We start from the raw sequence: 2068 nt of genomic DNA, 5'->3' as shown, positions 1-2068 counted from the left end.
GGCGCGCTCCTCGACGGCGAGGCGCTGCGCGCGGCCGGTGTGCTGCCCGTTGCGCCGGCCGCCCGCCGGCCGCCCACGGTGCTCGACATCACCGAGGAGGGTCCGGGCGGGCAGGCGGTTCTGCTGTGACGCCGGCGGCTCGACTCGGTCGCGGCGTGTTCAGCTCCTCGGCGTTGCCCCCCATGATCATCGCCTGGGTGTCGGGGTCGAAGACCTTGACCTCGGCCTCGTAGTCGCGCGGGTTCGGCAGCCCCTCGATGTGCGGCCAGTCGGAGCCGAAGACCACGCGGTCGGCACCCATCAGGTCGACGACCTCGATCAGGTCGTCCTCCCAGAACGGATTGATCCAGATGTGCCGCTTGAAGGTCTCGACCGGGTCCTCGGGGAAGAGGCCGGGGATCTTGCGGCCGACCGAACGCAGCTTGCGGAACAGGTCGCCGAGGAACTCCGAGCCGTTCTCGACCGAGACCACGCGCACGTTGGGGAAGCGCTGGAACACGCGATCCAGGATCAACGACGCCAGGAAGTCGAAGATCGGCCGTTCCATCGTCCACAGCATGGTGACCGACGGTCCGCCGCCGCCCTTGAAGTCCGTGCGCAGACCCTGCTTCCTGCTGTAGCCGTTGGCCGAGTAGCCACTGTCCCCGGCGTGCACGATCACCGGCACCCCGGCCTCGTTCACGCGGGCCCAGAACGGGTCGAAGACCGGGTGCCCGGGCGGATAGGGACCGTCGGCCGTGGTGGGCGCGGCCGGCCGCATGCACACGATGCGGGCCCCGCCCTCCAGCGCGCGGTCCAGGTCGGCGATCGCCCGCTCGGGGTCGGCGAGCGCGATGTAGGGCGCGGCGAAGATCCGGTCCCGGTAGGCGTATCCCCAGTCCTCCTCCAACCAGCGGTTGAAGGCGGAGTACAACTGCCCGACGGCGGCCGGGTCGTGGGCGAGGGCCGCCTCGTAGACCATGCCCAGGGTGGGGAACAGCCAGATCTTGTCCAGTCCCTGACTGTCCATCACCTGGAGTCGGGCGTCCCGGTCGCGGTACTCCGGACGGATCGGTTCGCGCTCGCGCAGGAAGTCCAGCGGGTTGCGCCCCGAGGGGTTGCCGCGGAAGTACTCGGCCATCGCGCCCGCCTTGGCGATCGGGTCGAAGGTCGGGTTCACCACGGCGTGGTTCACGGTGCCGCCGATCACGTGATACTTGCGGCCGTTGATCTCACACCACTGGATGACCTGTTCGCCCAGTCGCGGATCGAGATGCCGGGTGAACGCGTCGATGGCCTCGTAGTAGTGGTTGTCAGCGTCGAAGACGCGCATCGCAAGGTCCCCCTCGGGCAAGGCTGCGACCTGCGAGGCCGCAGGGCTCGTGTCCGGGATTGTCGCTCGAAACGTCACGCCGTTACAAGGTAAGGAAGGCTGTCTTTCGTCGATGGGTGGCAGGACCACGCAGTCGGCCCGGTGTCCGGTTGTCGAGTCCGCCGGGTGGCGATGGGGGTGGCGGTGGGTCGGGGGGCGACGCGTTGTTGGGCCGATGGGGGGAATGGCGTGCGAGGCTTCGGGTGGGGCGGGGGGAGGCGGCCTAGCGTGGGCTGATGGGCACACAATGCAACAAATGCGCGGCCTTCGCGGTGGCGGGGGTCGGCGCGGTGGTGCTCGCGGCCGGGAGTGGGTGTGGGTACGCCGTGCCCGCACCCGGGCCCGGCCCGGTGCCCGGTGTCGTCGTGCCCGGTGTCGGTGTGCCCACTGTCGTGCCCGGTGTCGGCGTGTCCGGTGTCGTCGTGCCCACGGCGGTTGCGGCTTCGACGTGCGCGCCCGTGGTGGCCCCCGGCGCCGAGCCCGAGGTGCGGTTCCGTGCCGACGACGGTTCGGATTCTCGGCGCGAGTGTCCGGATGCGGCCATGCCTGGCCGGCACGGAGTCGGCGCCGCGCCCGGGTGGGTCGGCAGGTCGAGCCAAGGCCCCCGGCCCACGTGGCCGGTCGGGCGCAAGGCGTCCACCGCTCGCGGCCGGGCCGCCAAGCGGGCGGTCCACGACGGGCCGGTGGTGACCGCCCGGCGCGCGATCACCGCCCGGA

The 2068-nt window shown here is 71.3% G+C and carries 1 protein-coding gene and 1 pseudogene; one reads left to right on the top strand and one right to left on the bottom strand.

The features are described from left to right. Nucleotides 1-88: 88 nt before the first annotated feature. Nucleotides 89-1312: an amidohydrolase family protein gene (locus GT354_RS30580; RefSeq protein ID WP_161359617.1), complete on the bottom strand. Its 1224-nt coding sequence runs from the start codon at nucleotides 1310-1312 to the stop codon at nucleotides 89-91. A gap of 275 nt (nucleotides 1313-1587) precedes the next feature. Between GT354_RS30580 and GT354_RS54675 the strand changes: the two are divergent. Beyond that, a pseudogene (locus GT354_RS54675) lies at nucleotides 1588-2068 on the top strand (hypothetical protein); the annotation flags it as partial.

Source organism: Streptomyces sp. SID3343, from assembly GCF_009865215.1.
Taxonomy (GTDB): domain Bacteria; phylum Actinomycetota; class Actinomycetes; order Streptomycetales; family Streptomycetaceae; genus Embleya.
Note: the sequence above shows the minus strand (reverse complement) of the source record. Positions and strands in the feature narration are given on the sequence as shown.